Here is a 16,819-nt window from a genome sequence, read left to right on the forward strand (position 1 = left end):
CGGACCCCGGTGCAAAAGGCTAGCCGATGCTGACGATCTTCATGATTACCAGAAAGGTCACATTAGAAAAAAGCGAGCCTGTAATTGATAAGTGTGAACGGGCACAAAAAAACCCGCCGAAGCGGGTTTTTTCATTAAGCTCGAACTCAGGCCGACAGCTCGACCAGCAGCTTGTTCAAGCGACGTACATAGGCCGCCGGATCCTTGAGGCTGTCACCGGCAGCCAGGGCCGCCTGGTCGAACAGAATGTGCGACAGCTCCGAGAAGCGGTCCTCGCTCTGCTCGTTGTCGAGCTTCTCGATCAGCGGGTGAGTCGGGTTGAACTCGAAGATCGGCTTGGAATCCGGCACTTTCTGCCCACTGGCCTCGAGGATCTGGCGCATCTGCAAGCCCAGGTCCTGCTCGCCAATGGCCAGGATCGCCGGGGAGTCGGTCAGGCGGTGGGAAACGCGGACTTCAGCCACGCTGTCACCCAGCGCACTCTTCAGACGCTCGACCAGCCCTTCCTTGTCCTTGGCGACTTCTTCCTGGGCCTTCTTGTCCTCTTCGGAATCCAGCTTGCCCAGGTCCAGGTCGCCACGAGCGACGTCAACAAAGCCCTTGCCTTCGAACTCGCTCAGGTAGCTCATCAGCCATTCGTCGATGCGATCGGTCAGCAGCAGCACTTCGATGCCTTTCTTGCGGAAGACTTCCAGGTGCGGGCTGTTCTTCACCTGCGCATACGACTCACCGGTGAGGTAGTAGATCTTGTCCTGGCCTTCCTTGGCGCGGGCCAGGTAGTCCGCCAGGCTGACGCTCTGTTCGCCGCTGTCGTCGTGGGTGGAGGCAAAGCGCAGCAGGCCTGCGATCTTCTCCTTGTTGGCGAAGTCTTCCGCCGGGCCTTCCTTCAGCACCTGGCCGAAGTTCTTCCAGAAGCCTTTGTACTGCTCAGGTTCGTTCTTGGCCAGCTTCTCCAGCATGTCCAATACGCGCTTGGTCAGGGCCGACTTCATCGAGTCGATGATCGGGTCTTTCTGCAGGATTTCACGCGACACGTTCAGCGACAGGTCGTTGGAGTCGACCACACCCTTGATGAAGCGCAGGTACAGCGGCAGGAACGACTCGGCCTGGTCCATGATGAACACGCGCTGCACATACAGCTTCAGGCCGCGCGGGGCCTCGCGCTGGTACAGGTCGAAGGGGGCGCGGGCCGGTACGTACAGCAGCGAGTTGTACTCGAGCTTGCCTTCGACCTTGTTGTGGCTCCACGCCAGCGGGTTCTCGAAGTCATGGCCGATGTGCTTGTAGAACTCCTGGTATTCCTCGTCCTTGATCTCGGTACGCGAACGGGTCCACAGGGCGCTGGCGCGGTTGACGGTTTCCCATTCCTCGGCCGGCTGTTCTTCGCCTTCGGCGGCAGCAGCCTGCTCCTTGGGCAGCTGGATCGGCAGGGCAATGTGGTCGGAGTACTTCTTGACCACGTTGCGCAGACGCCAGCCGTCGGCGAACTCCTGCTCGTCCTTCTTCAAGTGCAGGACGATGCGGGTGCCGCGCTGCGGCTTGTCGATGGTGGCGACTTCGAAGTCGCCCTCGCCTTTGGATGACCAATGCACGCCTTCGGCTGCAGGTGCGCCGGCACGACGGCTGAAGACATCGACCTTGTCGGCGACGATGAAGGCAGAGTAGAAGCCCACACCGAACTGACCGATCAGGTGCGAGTCCTTCTTCTGGTCGCCGGTGAGGTTCTTCATGAAGTCGGCGGTGCCGGACTTGGCGATGGTACCCAGGTGCGCGATGACATCGGCGCGGCTCATGCCGATACCGTTGTCTTCCAGCGTCACGGTGCCAGCGTCCTTGTCGAAGCTGACGCGAATCTTCAGATCGGCATCGCCCTCGAGCAGCTCAGGCTTGGCCAAGGCTTCGAAACGCAGCTTGTCGGCAGCGTCAGAGGCGTTGGAGATCAGCTCGCGAAGGAAGATCTCCTTGTTCGAGTACAGCGAATGGATCATGAGGTGCAGCAGTTGCTTGACCTCGGTCTGGAAGCCCAGGGTTTCTTTTTGAGTCTCCACACTCATCGTCTTCAAACTCCGATCTGTTGGTCAATGCACCCGACGGCAATTGCGCATGGCCGGGCAGATGTTCAGCAGATGGGGGCATGTCCGACTATTTCAAGGGCTTATGCGGTTCGATCTTGAAATGCGCCCGGGCAGTGGCGATAGGCGAGTCGCGATCGCCTTGCCAGGCGGTGATCGCCACGTTGGTCACTCGACGGCCCTGGCGCCAGAGCTGGCACTGGGCATAAGTGTCGCGGTAGTGCCCGGCGCGCAGGTAGTCGATGGAGAAGTCGATGATCTTGGGAATGCTCAGGCTCTCGCTGAAAATCAGCAGATAGAGCGCTGCCGAAAGCTCCATGAAACCCGCAATGACACCCCCATGGATGGCCGGCAGCAAAGGGTTGCCGATGTTGTCCTGATTGGCCGGCAGGCGGAACAGCAGATCATCGCCCTGGCGCGCGCATTCGATGCCGATCAGCCCGGCATAGGGAATCAGCGCCAGCAACGGCGCATAGTCGCCGCGGGCGTGGGCCTGAGTCAGCTGCTTGCGAACTTCCTCGGGAATCATGCCCTGCCCTCCTTGAGGCCGCTGCCGAAACGGATACCACCACGGGCCTCCTGCCCAAGACGCATGAAGGTGCCGACCACCTGACAGATCGGCTGAGCAGGGTCGTCCTGATAGGCCGTGCCGCGGGTGAAGATCACATCACGGGTGACGCGATAACATTGGGCATGGCCATGGATGTCCTTGCCAGGCTGCGCAGGATGCATGTAGTCGATACGCAGGTCCAGGGTCGGGCAGACTTCGAACTGCGGCAGTACACAAAGGGTGGCCATGCCGCAGGTGGTGTCCATCAGCGTGGTCAGCACGCCGCCATGGACGGCGCCAGTCTGTGGATTGCCAACGATCGCTGCCGACCAAGGCAGTATCAGGGTCATGCCCTCGGCATCAGCGTGATGGACACGCATCTGCAACACCTGGCAATGCCTGAGCGCTGAAAGAAAACGTCCAGCCATCGCCATCAAGGCCGTCTCACTCATGGTCCGCATACTCCTTGCCGACTCGACATTTCACAAATCAACGGAAAAGTCGATATAGAACGGGGTGTTATATATCTGCAACCTGCGTTGAACTTATGGCTGGCGGATGGACTCGAAGGTTTCAAGTAAGTTATTCCACCAAGGAGAAACACCCCATGCGTAAACCTTTTGCTTTTGCTCTGATGCTGGCCGCTGCCATGGGCCTGGCTGCTTGCGACAAGGCGAGCGAAGACAAAGCCCAGGACGCACAGCAACATGCCGAGCAAGCCCAGGAGAAGATGGGCGAGGCTCAGGATAAAGTGAACGAGGCCGCCAAGGAAAACGCCGAAGCCGCCAAAGATCAGGCCGAAGCGCAGCAGAAAGCCGCCGAGGAAGCCCAGCCTTCCACTCCGGCACCTTCCACTGCTCCGGCCGAACCTGCCAAACAGTAATTATGCTGAACGGAAAAACCCGACTTGCGTCGGGTTTTTTTGTGCCTGCAACTAACTGATGAAACGCTTCAGTCAGCGTCTATCAATTCATATGTACCGAAGTGTCCTTGCCCGCTTCGCTGTGCACACTTTCAGTGGGTGTGAAGACCATCACTTCCAGTACATGGGAGTGGAACTCCCGTCGGTACAGAATGAATACGACTCCGATACTCAACACCATGAACATCCAGGGACTGACGAACCAACTGAGCATGGCCATGCCGAAGTAATACGAGCGCAGCCCCAGGTTGAACTGGTTGGCCGCCAGCGAAAGCACCCTCGCCGCGCGTGAAGCGAAGGCTTTACGCTCCAGCTCGCTGACCTGCCGCTCACCGATCATCGGCGCCGAACCCACCAACACCGCAGCGAAATTGTATTGGCGCATGCACCAGCTGAAGGTGAAGAAGGCATAGACGAACACCATCGCCAGGCACAGCAGCTTGATCTCCGACATCCCCTGCGAGGCCTGCTGCACCAGCGGCAGGTCGGCCAGCAGCGACAGCGCGCGATCGGAGGCGCCGAGCACGGTGAGGATACCTGCCAGGATGATCAGGGTGCTCGAGGCAAAAAACGAGGCATTGCGCTCCAGGTTGCCGATCACGCTGGCGTCGGCGATGCGGTTGTCGCGCAGCAGCATACGGCGCATCCAGTCTTCCCGGTAGAGATGCAGGACGCTGGCCAGGCACGCTGTGTCGCGCCCCTTCCATGTGGCGTAGCGGGTGTAGCCGCCCCAGCACAGCGCAAACCAGGCGATGGCCAGCAGGTTGTGGAGATTGCTTTGGATGAAGGTCATGCCGGGTTCCAGAGGCCAGGTGCATAGAAAGGTTAGAATCCGAATTCGACGTTGGCTATCGGCGAAAGACACATGCGGGCTCTGAAAACCTCGTTGCCAACAAAAAGCCCCGCATCCTTTCGGATACGGGGCTTCGGGTTCAAACACCCAGCAAGTGCCAATGGGCTTGTGGCCAGCATTGCTGCAGGCTTCAACCCATCAGGCCAGCGCCTCGCGTGGCTTGCCGAGCAGACGATCACAGACCACCGCGGCGGCCAGGGCGATCACCGAAGGCACCAGCCAGGCCAAGCCCTGCTCGCTCAGCGGCAAGTGCGCCACCGCGTCCGGCAGGATGTGCGCCAGGCTGCTGCCCTTGATCGCATCGACCATGCCGAACAGCAGCGAAACGAGCATGACCGGCGCGAGAATGCGTACCGGCGAGTTCCACAGGTCCTTCACGAAGCTCAGGCCCACGACCACGATGCATGGCGGGTAGATGGCGGTCAGCACCGGGATCGAGAACATGATCAGCTTGGTCAGGCCCAGGTTCGAGATCAGCAGCGAGAAGCCCGCCAGGATCACCACCAGGGCACGGTACGACAGCGGCAGGATCTGGCTGAAGTACTCGGCACAGGCGCAGGTCAGGCCCACGGCAGTGACCAGGCAGGCCAGCGCGATCAGCACGGCCAGGAAACCACTGCCCAGCGAGCCGAAGGTGTGCTGCACGTAGGCATGCAGAACCGCAGCACCGTTGCTCGCGTTCGCAGCGATCTCATGGCTGCCGGCGCCGAGGCGGAACAGGCTGATGTAGACCAGGGCCAGGCCGACACCGGCGATCAGGCCGGCGATGATGGCGTAGCGAGTGATCAGCTTGGGCGACTCCACACCGCGCGAGCGAATGGCGTTGACGATGACGATGCCGAACACCAGGGCACCGAGGGTATCCATGGTCAGGTAGCCATTGATGAAGCCTTGGGAGAACGGAGCTGCGACGTAAGCTGGCTGCGCGTCACCAATCGAGCCCGCTGGCAGCGCGAAGGCAGCAATGCCGAGCACCGCCAGGGCGATGATCTTCAACGGTGCCAGGAAGCGACCGACGGTATCGAGCAGCTTGCCCGGATACATCGACACGGCCAGCACCACAGCGAAGTACACCAGGCTGTAGATGAACAGCGCCAGCGGGCTTTCACCGGTCAGTGGCGCCACACCCACCTCGAACGAAACGGTCGCGGTGCGCGGGGTAGCGAACAGCGGGCCGACCGAGAGGTAGCAGACTGCCGCCAACAGGCCGCCGAAGAACTTGCCGATCGGGCTGCTCAGGGCATCCATCCCGCCACCGACCTTCGCCAGGGCAACCACGGTAATGACTGGCAGACCCACGGCGGTGACCAGGAAGCCCAGCGCCGCCATCCACACGTGCGGACCGGACTGCAGACCAACGATAGGCGGGAAGATGATATTGCCCGCACCGACGAAAAGCGCGAACGTCATAAAGCCAAGCGCCAGGATGTCCTGGCCTTTTAACACTTTCATTTAAGGAAGTACCACACTGCTGAAATCGGGATTCGAGAAGGGATTTCCACATGGATGAGGGAAATGCTGCCCGGCTTGATGAGCCAGACCCGTTTAGCGTGTCGTTCCCTTTTGGGGTACGGGCACAGAGTGAACGCGTAGGTTACAGAATTTGCCGGGCAAACGCACTGCAATGGTGCTGGTTGTCCGATGTGCGTATGTGTTTGTCGTCTGCGTGACCGAGGATGGCTGGATTATCCTCGGATTGAAACCATCGTCTGCTGGAAAAATCCTATGGGCCCGATCGAATAATCTGAGTTGTCATTTCCGGGCCCATCGCGGGACGACCCAGAACGACAAAGGCCACCCGAAGGTGGCCTCTGTGCGCGTGGGGGGTGATAGCGTGTTACTTACTTCTTGGCTTCCCAGCCAGTCAGCTCGGCCAGGGCCTTGCCGATGTCAGCCAGGGAACGCACGGTCTTCACGCCAGCGTCCTGCAGTGCAGCGAATTTCTCGTCTGCAGTGCCTTTGCCGCCGGAGATGATGGCGCCAGCGTGGCCCATACGCTTGCCCGCAGGTGCGGTAACGCCAGCGATGTAGGAAACGACAGGCTTGGTGACGTTGGCCTTGATGTAGGCAGCAGCTTCTTCTTCAGCCGAACCGCCGATCTCACCGATCATGACGATCGCTTCGGTCTTCGGATCTTCCTGGAACAGCTTCAGGATGTCGATGAAGTTGGAGCCTGGGATCGGGTCACCGCCGATGCCGACGCAGGTCGACTGGCCGAAGCCGGCGTCGGTGGTCTGCTTGACCGCTTCGTAGGTCAGGGTGCCGGAACGGGAAACGATACCGACCTTGCCTGGCAAGTGAATGTGACCTGGCATGATGCCGATCTTGCACTCGCCCGGAGTGATGACGCCTGGGCAGTTAGGGCCGATCAGGGTGACACCCAGCTCGTCGCACTTGACCTTGGCGTCCAGCATGTCGAGGGTAGGAATACCTTCGGTGATGCAGACGATCAGCTTGATGCCGCCAAAGGCCGCTTCCAGGATCGAGTCCTTGCAGAACGGAGCCGGAACGTAGATGACCGAAGCGTCAGCGCCGGTTGCTTCCACAGCTTCCTTGACGGTGTTGAACACCGGCAGGCCCAGGTGGGTGGTGCCACCCTTGCCTGGGGTGACGCCGCCGACCATCTTGGTGCCGTAGGCGATGGCTTGTTCGGAGTGGAAAGTACCCTGCGAGCCGGTGAAGCCCTGGCAGATGACTTTGGTGTCTTTATTGATCAGGACGCTCATTACTTGCCCTCCGCAGCTTTGACAACTTGTTGAGCAGCGTCGGTCAGGCTGGTTGCCGCAATGATGTTCAAACCGCTTTCTGCCAGTACTTTAGCGCCCAGTTCGGCGTTGTTGCCTTCGAGGCGGACAACGACCGGTACTTTCACGCCGACTTCTTTCACTGCACCGATGATGCCTTCGGCAATCATGTCGCAACGAACGATACCACCGAAGATGTTGACCAGAACGGCCGCGACATTGCTGTCGGACAGGATGATCTTGAACGCTTCGGTAACGCGTTCCTTGGTAGCGCCGCCGCCAACGTCGAGGAAGTTGGCTGGCTTGCCGCCGTGCAGGTTGACGATGTCCATGGTACCCATGGCCAGACCGGCACCGTTGACCATGCAGCCGATGTTGCCTTCCAGCGCTACGTAGTTCAGTTCGAACTTGGCAGCGTGGGCTTCACGGGCGTCGTCCTGGGACGGGTCGTGGAAGGTCTTCAGCTTAGGCTGACGGTACATGGCGTTGGCATCGATGTTGATCTTGGCATCGAGGCAGTGCAGGTCGCCGTCGGCCTTGATCACCAGCGGGTTCACTTCCAGCAGGGCCAGGTCGTGATCCTTGAACAGCTTGGCCAGACCTACGAAGATCTTGGCGAACTGTTGTACTTGCTTGCCTTCCAGGCCCAGCTGGAATGCCAGCTCGCGACCCTGGAACGGCTGAGCGCCGACCAGCGGGTCGATGGTAGCCTTGAGGATCTTCTCAGGAGTTTCGTGAGCGACTTTCTCGATGTCCACGCCACCTTCGGTGGAAGCCATGAACACGATACGACGGCTCGAACGATCCACTACAGCGCCCAGGTACAGCTCTTTGGCGATGTCAGTGCAGGATTCGACCAGGATCTTGGAGACTGGCTGACCGTTGGCGTCAGTCTGGTAGGTAACCAGATTCTTGCCCAACCACTGCGCAGCGAACGCCTTGGCGTCTTCCTTGCTGCGAACCAGCTTGACGCCGCCCGCTTTACCGCGACCACCAGCGTGGACCTGGGCTTTGACAACCCACTCGGAACCGCCGATCTTGTCGCAGGCTTCTGCGGCTTGCTCAGGGGTATCTACAGCGAAACCCTTGGAAACTGGCAGGCCGTACTCAGCGAACAGCTGTTTACCCTGATACTCGTGAAGATTCATGCTTTTTACCGTCTTCGTTAGGTACTGCGCTTCGGCGCTGCGCTGTTTCCAGAGCCGCGCCACCTGTGACCGTTAACCCCGGATTTTTCCGGTGGCCCGGTCCGGCGGACATTCCGCGGTGGATCTTGCACGCAAGACCCACGACGGGCAGCCCGCCGTGGTTTTTATAATTAACGCTTCTTACGGTTGGCCACGTGAATGGCACCGCCATTCACAGCCAGCGCTGCTTCATGCAACGCTTCGGACAGGGTCGGATGGCTGAAGACCATCATGCCCAGGTCCTCGGCACTGGTGCCGAATTCCATTGCGATCGCGCCTTGCTGAACCAGCTCGGCAGCCGATGGGCCGATCACGTGAACACCCAGGACGCGGTCGGTCTTGGCATCGGCGATGACCTTGACGAAGCCACCGGTATCGTTGGCAGCCATCGCACGGCCGCTGGCCGCGAACGGGAAGGTGCCCACGTTAACCTCAACGCCTTCGGCTTTCAATGCTTGTTCGGTCTTGCCGACCCACGCGATTTCCGGGTGGGTGTAGATAACCGAAGGGATCAGGTCGTAGTTCATCTGAGCCTTGTGGCCCTTGATGCGCTCGACGACCATGATGCCCTCTTCCGAGGCCTTGTGTGCCAGCATCATGCCGCGAACCACGTCGCCGATGGCGTAGACGCCCGGCACGCTGGTGGCGCAGTAGTCGTCGACGAAGATGTAGCCACGCTCGTCGATGTTCACACCGCTGTCGGCAGCCAGCAGATCAGTGGTCACAGGACGACGGCCGACCGCAACGATCAGCTTGTCGAAGACGATCTTCTGCTCGCCTTCGGCGTTGGTGTAGGTGACTTCGACTTCGTCGCCGTTGACTTTGGAGCCAGTGACGCGCGCGCCCAGCTTGATGTCCAGGCCTTGCTTGGTCAGGGTCTTCTGAGCTTCTTTCGAGACGGCGGTGTCGGCAGCCATCAGGAAGGTGTCCAGCGCTTCCAGCACGGTCACTTCAGCACCCAGGCGAGCCCAGACCGAGCCCAGCTCCAGGCCGATGACGCCAGCGCCGATCACGCCCAGGCGCTTGGGTACCGATTGGAATTCCAGGGCGCCGGTGGAATCGACGATGACGTTCTGGTCGACCGGAGCCGGCGGAATGTCGATCGGACGCGAGCCGGAGGCCAGGATCACGTTCTCGGCTTCGATGACTTCGGTAGTGCCGTCAGCCTTGGTGACTTCCACTTTCTTGCCAGCCAGCAGCTTGCCGTGGCCCTGGATCGAAGTAACGCCGTTGGCCTTGAACAGGGTGGCAACGCCACCGGTCAGGTTCTTGACGATACCAGCCTTGCGGCCAACCATCGCGGCGACGTCCATCTTCACTTCGCCAGTGGAGATGCCGTGGACGTTGAAGCTTTCTTTTGCTTCCTTGTATTTCCAGGAGCTGTCCAGCAGCGCCTTGGAAGGAATGCAACCTACGTTCAGGCAGGTGCCGCCCAGGGCCAGCTTGCCCTCGGCGTCGGTGTACTTCTCGATACAGGCAGTCTTCAGACCAAGTTGGGCAGCCTTGATGGCAGCAACATAGCCGCCAGGACCCGCACCAATCACCACTACGTCGAATTTCTGGGTCATAAAAGATTCCTTATCAGCTTCAAGCTACAAGCCGCACGCGGCAAGGCGACCTGCTCCGGTCGGGAGCCTGTCGCCTGCAGCGTGCAGCTGCGTGATTAGATGTCCAGCAGCAGACGGGACGGATCTTCCAGCAGGTTCTTGATGGTCACCAGGAAGGTTACCGCTTCCTTGCCGTCGATCAGGCGGTGGTCATAGGACAGCGCCAGGTACATCATCGGGCGAATGACCACTTGGCCATTGATCGCCATCGGACGCTGGATGATGTTGTGCATACCCAGGATCGCGGCCTGCGGCGGGTTGACGATCGGGGTCGACATCATCGAACCGAAGGTACCACCGTTGGTGATGGTGAAGGTACCGCCGGTCATCTCTTCGATCGACAGCTTGCCGTCACGGGCCTTCTTGCCGAAGGTGGCGATGCCGTTCTCGATCTCGGCCAGCGACATGGACTCGGCATTGCGCAGCACCGGTACCACCAGGCCACGGTCGCTGGAGACGGCAACGCCGACGTCCGCGTAGCCATGGTAGACGATGTCGTTGCCATCAATCGAAGCGTTGACTGCCGGGAAGCGCTTCAGCGCCTCGGTGGCGGCCTTGACGAAGAACGACATGAAGCCCAGGCGTACGCCGTTGTGGGTCTTCTCGAACAGGTCCTTGTACTTCGAACGCAGGGCCATGACTTCGGTCATGTCGACTTCGTTGAAGGTGGTCAGCATGGCCATGCTCGACTGGGCTTCGACCAGACGCTCGGCGATCTTGGCGCGCAGGCGGGTCATCGGCACGCGCTTCTCGGTGCGATCGCCAGCAGCGACGACAACCGGAGCAGCGGCAGCAGCAGCCGGCTTGGCAGCAGGTGCGGCAGGGGCCGACTTCTTGTTGGCGACTGCAGCCACCACGTCTTCCTTGGTGATGCGACCGCCTTTACCGGTACCGGAAACGGTCGCCAGGTCGATGCCGTTCTCTTCGGCCAGCTTGCGCGCGGCAGGGGCGGCAACCGGGTCGTCTTCGCCAGCGTCGGCGCCAGCAGCGGCCGGAGCGGCAGCAGGAGCAGCGGCGGCAGGTGCTGCAGCAGCAGCGCCACCTTCAACGATCGAACCCAGGACTTCGTCGGACAGGACGGTGTCGCCCTCGCCCTTGACGATGTCGCCCAGCACGCCATCGGCGGTGGCCAGGACTTCCAGGACGACCTTGTCGGTCTCGATGTCGACGATCAGCTCGTCACGCTTGACGGCTTCGCCCGGCTTCTTGTGCCAGGTGGCAACGGTGCCATCGGCAACCGATTCCGGGAAGGTTGGGGCTTTGATCTCGATAGCCATTATCAGTGTTTCCTTAAATTCGGTTTCAGGTGCGCGAAGGCATTAGACAGTGAACGCGTCTTGCAGCAGCTTTTCCTGCTGTTCGGCGTGCTTCGATGCGTAACCACAGGCTGGCGCGGCAGAAGCGTCGCGACCGGCGTACTCCAGGACCAGCGCCTTGTTGTGGCGGCCCAGGATACGGCGCATGTGATGCTGGCTGCTGTACCAGGCGCCCTGGTTCATCGGCTCTTCCTGACACCACACTGCATGCTTGAGGTTGGTGTAAGGCGCCAGGATCTCGACCAGGTCGTCCTCAGGGAACGGATACAGCTGCTCGATACGCACGATGGCGATGTCTTCGCGGCCTTCGGCACGGCGTTTTTCCAGCAGGTCGTAGTAGACCTTGCCGCTGCACAGCACCAGGCGCTCGACCTTGGCCGGATCGATGGCATCGATTTCCGGGATCACGGTCTGGAACGAGCCTTCTGCCAGATCTTCCAGCGTCGAGATGGCCAGCTTGTGGCGCAGCAGCGACTTTGGCGTCAGCACGATCAGCGGCTTGCGCAGCGGACGGATGACCTGACGACGCAGCAGGTGGTAGATCTGCGCCGGCGTGGTCGGTACGCACACCTGAATGTTGTGCTCGGCGCACAGCTGCAGGTAGCGCTCCAGACGCGCCGAGGAGTGCTCGGGGCCCTGGCCTTCGTAGCCGTGTGGCAGCAGCATGGTCAGGCCGCACAGACGACCCCACTTGTGCTCGCCGCTGGTGATGAACTGGTCGATCACCACCTGCGCACCGTTGGCGAAGTCACCGAACTGAGCTTCCCAGATCACCAGTGCGTTCGGCGTGGTGGTGGAGTAGCCGTATTCGAAGGCCAGTACAGCTTCTTCCGAGAGGTAGGAGTCGTACAGTTCGAACTTCGGCTGGCCCGGGAACAGGTTCTTCAGCGGAACGTAGGTGCTGGCGTCCTTCTGGTTGTGCAGCACCGCGTGACGGTGCGAGAAGGTGCCACGGCCGATGTCCTGGCCGGTCATGCGGATCGGGTGACCTTCGAACTGCAGAGTGGCGTAGGCCATGGTCTCTGCGTAACCCCAGTTGATCGGCAAGCCACCGGCCTGCATCTTCTGGCGATCTTCGTAGATCTTCGCGACCTGGCGCTGGACGACGAAACCTTCCGGCAGCTCGAGCAGCTTGGCCGACAGTTCCTGCAGGGTCTTGAGGTCGAAGCGCGTGTCGTGACGCGCGGTCCAGGCATGGCCCAGGTACGGACGCCAATCGACGAACAGCTCGCGGTTCGGTTCCTTGACCAGGCTCTTGACCACGTGCAGGCCATTGTCCAGCGCGTTGCGGTACTCGTCGATCTTGGCCTGAGCGCGCTCGGCGTCGATGCGACCGGCTTGAATCAGCGCGTCGGCGTACAGCTCACGGGTGGTGCGCTGCTTGGTGATCTGCTGGTACATCAGCGGCTGGGTGCCATTCGGCTCGTCGGCCTCGTTGTGGCCGCGACGACGGTAGCAGACCAGGTCAATCACCACGTCACGCTTGAACTGCATGCGGTAGTCGATGGCCAGTTGCGTCACGAACAGCACAGCTTCCGGATCGTCGCCGTTCACGTGCAGGATCGGCGCCTGGATCATCTTGGCCACGTCGGTGGCGTACTCGGTGGAGCGCGCGTCCAGCGGGTTGCTGATGGTGAAACCGACCTGGTTGTTGATCACGATGTGCACGGTACCGCCGGTCTTGAAACCGCGGGTCTGCGACATCTGGAAGGTTTCCATGACCACGCCCTGGCCTGCGAAGGCCGCGTCGCCGTGGATCGAGATCGGCAGGACCTTGTCGCCGACAGTGTCGTTGCGGCGGTCCTGGCGGGCACGAACCGAACCCTCTACCACTGGCGAGACGATTTCCAGGTGGGACGGGTTGAACGCCATTGCCAGGTGGACTTCACCACCAGGGGTCATGACGTTGCTGGAGAAGCCCTGGTGATACTTCACGTCACCGGAGCCCAGCTCGTTCATCTTCTTGCCTTCGAACTCGTCGAACAGCTCGCGCGGGTTCTTGCCGAAGGTGTTGACGAGCACGTTCAGACGGCCACGGTGGGCCATGCCGATCACGACTTCCTTGGTGCCGTAGGAGCCGGAACGCTGGATCATTTCGTCCAGCATCGGAATCAGGCTTTCGCCGCCTTCCAGACCGAAGCGCTTGGTACCCGGGTACTTGGTGCCCAGGTATTTCTCCAGGCCTTCACCCGCGGTAACGCGCTCGAGCAGGTGAGTCTGCACGTCAACGGAGAAATCAGGACGGCCACGAACGCTTTCGAGGCGCTGCTGGAACCAGCTGCGTTGCTCGGAATCGACGATGTGGGTGAACTCGGCGCCAATGGTGCGACAATATGTCTTCTGCAGCGCCTCGAAGATTTCGCGTAGGCTCGCTTCCTCTTTGCCGATGAACAGGTCGCCGGCACGGAAGGTCGTATCAAGGTCGGCATTGGTCAAGCCGTAGTGATTGATCGACAGGTCTACAGGCGCAGGGCGCTGCCACAACCCCAACGGGTCGAGCTTGGCAGCCTGATGGCCGCGCATACGATAGGCCTGGATCAGTCGCAGCACTTCAACCTGCTTCTTCTCGTGTTCACTGCTCACGCTCCCGGCGGAAACCGGTTGGGCGCGGCGCTGGTTCTTTGCCAGCAGTACGAAATGGTCGCGGATCGTAGAGTGCGATACGTCGGTAGCGGTGCTGCCGTCGGCGGGCAACTTCTGGAAGTAGGTGCGCCACTCTTCTGGCACAGCGTTAGGGTCGTGCAGGTAGAGCTCGTAGAGCTCTTCCACATATGCAGCGTTACCACCTGAAAGGTGGGCGCTTTCCCACATGCGCTGCATCACGCTTTCTTGCATGCTTGGTCACCCTCGGTTAGGGGACGGATCGGCAAGAACCACGCAAACCTGGAAAAGTCCGAACACAGCGACTAACCACGCCACCTGGATCCTGCAGATTTTCCGGGTACCAGCCCGGAAGCCCCTGCTGGTCTCATATCTTCATAGGTAATGAGCGCGGGCTTTTTGGGCCCTTGCTCGGGTTTTACCTCGGCGCGGGCTCACCACCCGCGCTTCGGCTTACTGCTGGTGCAACATTTTTGAATCAGGTGCCGCTCTGCAGCAGCATGTTACGTACGTGGCCGATCGCCTTGGTCGGGTTCAGACCCTTCGGGCAGACGTTCACGCAGTTCATGATCCCGCGGCAGCGGAACACGCTGAACGGGTCATCCAGCGACGCCAGACGCTCTTGCGTCTTGGTGTCACGGCTGTCGGCCAGGAAACGATAGGCCTGCAACAACGCGGCGGGACCCAGGAACTTGTCCGGGTTCCACCAGAACGATGGGCAGGAGGTCGAGCAGCAAGCGCACAGGATGCACTCGTACAGACCGTCCAGCTTGTCGCGATCTTCCGGCGACTGCAGACGCTCGATGGCCGGAGCCGGAGTGTCGTTCTGCAGGAATGGCTTCACCTTCTCGTACTGCTTGTAGAAGATGCTCATATCGACGACCAGGTCACGAATGACCGGCAAGCCTGGCAGCGGACGCAGGACCAGCTTGTTGCCCTTGACCACACCCGAGAGCGGGGTGATGCAGGCCAGGCCGTTCTTGCCGTTCATGTTCATGCCATCGGAACCGCAAACGCCTTCACGGCAGGAGCGACGGTACGAGAAGCCCTCGTCCTTCTCCTTGATCAGCGCCAGTACGTCCAGCACCATCAGGTCCTTGCCACCGGTATCGACGTCGAACGACTCCATCTTGGGCGCCGAGTCGGTGTCCGGGTTGTAACGATAAACTTCGACTTTCAACATAGCGGCCACCCTTAGTAAGTCCGGACTTTTGGTTCGAAGGCAGGAACTGTCTTCGGCGCAAAGTTGACGCCACGCTTGGCGACGCGCTTCTCACCCGGGTAGTACAGGGTGTGGCACAGCCAGTTCTCGTCGTCACGGTCTTCGAAGTCTTCACGGGCGTGCGCGCCGCGGGACTCTTTACGGGCTTCGGCTGCGATGGCGGTCGCTTCGGCAACTTCCAGCAGGTTCTGCAGCTCCAGCGCTTCGATACGCGCGGTGTTGAAGGCCTGGGACTTGTCGTTGATCTTGACGTTGGCAATGCGGTCACGCAGGCCGGCCAACTGCTCGATACCCTTCTGCATGTATTCGCCAGTACGGAATACACCGAAGTAGTTCTGCATGCAGCTCTGCAGCTCGCGCTTGAGGCTTGCGACATCTTCGCCAGTGGTGCGCTCGTTGAGCTTGTTCAGGCGGTTCAGGGCAACGTCGACATCGGTGTCGCTCGCGTCGCGGTACTCGACGCCGTCGCTCAGTGCCTTTTCCAGGTGCAGGCCGGCAGCGCGACCGAATACCACCAGGTCGAGCAGCGAGTTGCCGCCCAGGCGGTTGGCACCGTGAACCGATACGCACGCCACTTCACCCACAGCGAACAGGCCTGGGATGATCTGATCCTTGCCTTCGGCGTCCATGGTGATGGCCTGGCCATGAATGTTGGTGGCAACGCCGCCCATCATGTAGTGGCAGGTCGGCACGACCGGAACCGGCGCGACCACCGGGTCGACGTGGGCGAAGGTCTTGGACAGCTCGCAGATGCCTGGCAGGCGGCTGTGCAGCACTTCCTCGCCCAGGTGGTCCAGCTTCAGCAGTACGTGGTCCTTGTTCGGACCCACGCCGTTTCCGGCGATGATTTCCTTGACCATGGAACGGGCGACCACGTCGCGGCCAGCCAGGTCCTTCGCGTTCGGCGCATAACGCTCCATGAAGCGCTCGCCGTGGGCGTTGATCAGGTAGCCACCCTCACCGCGGCAACCTTCGGTGACCAGTACGCCGGCGCCGGCAATACCGGTCGGGTGGAACTGCCACATCTCGATGTCCTGCACCGGCACGCCTGCACGCAGGGCCATGCCGATACCGTCGCCGGTGTTGATCAGGGCGTTGGTTGTGGAGGCGTAGATACGGCCCGCACCGCCGGTGGCCAGAACGGTGGCCTTGGACTTGATGTACATGGTTTCGCCGGTTTCGATGCAGATCGCGATCACACCGACGAAAGCGCCGTCCTGGTTCTTGACCAAGTCAACGGCGTAGTACTCGTTGAGGAAGGTGGTGCCCGCCTTAAGGTTGCCCTGATAGAGGGTGTGCAGCAGGGCGTGACCGGTACGGTCGGACGCGGCGCAAGTACGCGCAGCCTGGCCGCCCTTGCCGAAGTCCTTGGACTGGCCACCGAACGGACGCTGGTAGATACGGCCGGTTTCGGTACGCGAGAACGGCAGGCCCATGTGGTCCAGCTCGAAAACCGCAGCCGGGCCTTCCTGACACATGTATTCGATAGCGTCCTGGTCACCGATGTAGTCGGAACCCTTGACGGTATCGTACATGTGCCAGCGCCAGTCGTCGTTCGGGTCGGCCGAAGCGATGGCGCAGGTGATGCCGCCCTGGGCGGATACAGTGTGCGAACGGGTCGGGAACACCTTGGTGACTACTGCGGTCTTGTGGCCGCCTTGAGCCAGCTGCAGTGCTGCGCGCATGCCCGCACCGCCGCCACCGATGATGATGGCGTCGAAGGAAATGGTTGGAATGTTAGCCAT

At 60.8% G+C, this 16,819-nt stretch carries 13 protein-coding genes; 1 reads left to right on the top strand and 12 read right to left on the bottom strand.

What is annotated here, in order from left to right; genetic code table 11:
* Nucleotides 1-146 precede the first annotated feature (146 nt).
* The 3 genes from htpG to AB688_RS19430 all read right to left on the bottom strand — a co-directional run bounded on the left by htpG (nucleotide 147) and on the right by AB688_RS19430 (nucleotide 3,074).
* Complete coding sequence (gene htpG, locus AB688_RS19420) at nucleotides 147-2,054, bottom strand: molecular chaperone HtpG (RefSeq protein ID WP_054894245.1); 1,908 nt, start codon at nucleotides 2,052-2,054, stop codon at nucleotides 147-149.
* Between the two features lie 88 nt (nucleotides 2,055-2,142).
* Nucleotides 2,143-2,601, bottom strand: coding sequence for a PaaI family thioesterase (locus AB688_RS19425; RefSeq protein ID WP_063545583.1), 459 nt, complete (start codon nucleotides 2,599-2,601; stop codon nucleotides 2,143-2,145).
* Nucleotides 2,598-3,074 (bottom strand): PaaI family thioesterase, encoded by a 477-nt coding sequence (locus AB688_RS19430; protein ID WP_054894247.1) that lies wholly within the window; start codon nucleotides 3,072-3,074, stop codon nucleotides 2,598-2,600. Before AB688_RS19430 ends, AB688_RS19425 begins: the two co-directional genes overlap by 4 nt.
* Nucleotides 3,075-3,229: 155 nt before the next feature.
* Between AB688_RS19430 and AB688_RS19435 the strand changes: the two genes are divergently transcribed.
* On the top strand, nucleotides 3,230-3,505 hold the full coding sequence (locus tag AB688_RS19435) for a hypothetical protein (RefSeq protein ID WP_054894248.1): 276 nt from the start codon (nucleotides 3,230-3,232) through the stop codon (nucleotides 3,503-3,505).
* 82 nt (nucleotides 3,506-3,587) lie between these two features.
* Here the strand turns inward: AB688_RS19435 and AB688_RS19440 are convergent, their stop codons facing one another.
* The 9 genes from AB688_RS19440 to sdhA all read right to left on the bottom strand — a co-directional run bounded on the left by AB688_RS19440 (nucleotide 3,588) and on the right by sdhA (nucleotide 16,819).
* Nucleotides 3,588-4,337, bottom strand: a complete 750-nt coding sequence (locus AB688_RS19440; protein WP_063545584.1) for a DUF599 domain-containing protein — start codon at nucleotides 4,335-4,337, stop codon at nucleotides 3,588-3,590.
* Nucleotides 4,338-4,535: 198 nt separating this feature from the next.
* Nucleotides 4,536-5,849, bottom strand: a complete 1,314-nt coding sequence (brnQ, locus tag AB688_RS19445) for a branched-chain amino acid transport system II carrier protein (RefSeq protein ID WP_054894250.1) — start codon at nucleotides 5,847-5,849, stop codon at nucleotides 4,536-4,538.
* Between the two features lie 389 nt (nucleotides 5,850-6,238).
* Nucleotides 6,239-7,123 carry a succinate--CoA ligase subunit alpha gene (gene sucD / locus AB688_RS19450; RefSeq protein ID WP_016393102.1) on the bottom strand — a complete coding sequence of 295 codons (885 nt, stop codon included), beginning with the start codon at nucleotides 7,121-7,123 and terminating at the stop codon, nucleotides 6,239-6,241.
* Entirely contained in the window at nucleotides 7,123-8,289 is a 1,167-nt protein-coding gene (sucC, locus tag AB688_RS19455; protein ID WP_011534748.1) for an ADP-forming succinate--CoA ligase subunit beta, read from the bottom strand. Before sucC ends, sucD begins: the two co-directional genes overlap by 1 nt.
* 170 nt (nucleotides 8,290-8,459) lie before the next feature.
* The gene (lpdA, locus tag AB688_RS19460; protein WP_054894251.1) at nucleotides 8,460-9,896 is read right to left on the bottom strand and encodes a dihydrolipoyl dehydrogenase; all 1,437 of its coding nucleotides are present in this window, start codon (nucleotides 9,894-9,896) and stop codon (nucleotides 8,460-8,462) included.
* Nucleotides 9,897-9,991: 95 nt separating this feature from the next.
* Nucleotides 9,992-11,212, bottom strand: coding sequence for a 2-oxoglutarate dehydrogenase complex dihydrolipoyllysine-residue succinyltransferase (gene odhB, locus AB688_RS19465; RefSeq protein WP_063545585.1), 1,221 nt, complete (start codon nucleotides 11,210-11,212; stop codon nucleotides 9,992-9,994).
* Nucleotides 11,213-11,254: 42 nt separating this feature from the next.
* On the bottom strand, nucleotides 11,255-14,086 hold the full coding sequence (locus AB688_RS19470; protein WP_063545586.1) for a 2-oxoglutarate dehydrogenase E1 component: 2,832 nt from the start codon (nucleotides 14,084-14,086) through the stop codon (nucleotides 11,255-11,257).
* Nucleotides 14,087-14,330: 244 nt separating this feature from the next.
* Nucleotides 14,331-15,035 carry a succinate dehydrogenase iron-sulfur subunit gene (locus tag AB688_RS19475; RefSeq protein WP_012315348.1) on the bottom strand — a complete coding sequence of 235 codons (705 nt, stop codon included), beginning with the start codon at nucleotides 15,033-15,035 and terminating at the stop codon, nucleotides 14,331-14,333.
* Nucleotides 15,036-15,046: 11 nt separating this feature from the next.
* Nucleotides 15,047-16,819, bottom strand: coding sequence for a succinate dehydrogenase flavoprotein subunit (gene sdhA, locus AB688_RS19480; protein WP_054894254.1), 1,773 nt, complete (start codon nucleotides 16,817-16,819; stop codon nucleotides 15,047-15,049).

Origin of the sequence: Pseudomonas putida, from assembly GCF_001636055.1 — a bacterium.
GTDB classification, from domain to species: domain Bacteria; phylum Pseudomonadota; class Gammaproteobacteria; order Pseudomonadales; family Pseudomonadaceae; genus Aquipseudomonas; species Aquipseudomonas machongensis.